Annotated in this window: 2 protein-coding genes; both read left to right on the forward strand. The window is 44.4% G+C overall.

Annotated features, from left to right (window positions below; genetic code table 11):
• Positions 1–27 precede the first annotated feature (27 nt).
• On the forward strand, positions 28–408 hold the full coding sequence (gene tnpA / locus WMO23_RS11370) for an IS66 family insertion sequence element accessory protein TnpA (RefSeq protein WP_349174138.1): 381 nt from the start codon (positions 28–30) through the stop codon (positions 406–408).
• Complete coding sequence (locus WMO23_RS11375; protein ID WP_349174136.1) at positions 320–712, forward strand: IS66 family transposase; 393 nt, start codon at positions 320–322, stop codon at positions 710–712. Before tnpA ends, WMO23_RS11375 begins: the two co-directional genes overlap by 89 nt.
• The last annotated feature ends 156 nt before the right edge of the window (positions 713–868 follow it).

The raw sequence follows: 868 nt of genomic DNA on the forward strand, positions 1-868 counted from the left end.
ACTTAATTGTACTAGCGGCAATAGACTATGTCTATTTTTTATGAAATTGAATTTGCGAAATATATTTTACCTTATCTTTTGGATACTCAAAAAATTACACGCGAAATAAGAATGAAACACTGGATGCAGATCATCGCGCAGCGCCAGCAGAGTGGCTTAACGGTGAAGGAATTCTGTGCGCAGCAGGATATCCCTATCAAGCAGTATTACTACTGGCAACATAAACTCCGTATTCGTTTCGCACCGGCACAGGCGCCGGAAACTAAAAAGGAGGAAGTCCCCACGCTGGTTCCTCTTTCGGCGGCGATTCCCGTCCAGGATTTTCGCGTGGGCAGAAAACAATGTCGACAAACTGCTGCCCAAATCGCCGCTGGCAACGGCCATGAATTATCTCCTGTCGAACCGTGACGGGCTGACCTGTTACCTCAAAGACGGGCACTGCGACATTTCCAACAACACCGCGGAAAACAGCATCCGGCCTTTCACCGTTGGGCGGAAAAACTGGCTTTTCAGTAATAGCCCCAAAGGAGCCAAAGCCAGTGCCATCGTCTACAGCCTGATTGAAACAGCCAAAGCCAACGACTTGGACCCCGAACGGTATCTGAAATACCTTTTTGAAAAGCTGCCAAATACAGCAAACTTCAAAGATGCCGAAACCTTGGATCAATATCTGCCTTGGGCAACAAAGACCCAGGAAAAGTGCAAAGGATAAATAGAATCAAAGCCTCAGACTTATGAAGAAAGGATAGCATAAGTCTGGGGCTTTTTCTATACACTGATTTATTTTCCACGATAAGGTAAAATATATTTCGCAAATTCAATTTCATAAAAAATAGACATAGTCTATTGCCGCTAGTACAATTAAGTT

It is taken from the genome of Megasphaera intestinihominis, from assembly GCF_040096415.1.
Taxonomy (GTDB): domain Bacteria; phylum Bacillota; class Negativicutes; order Veillonellales; family Megasphaeraceae; genus Megasphaera; species Megasphaera intestinihominis.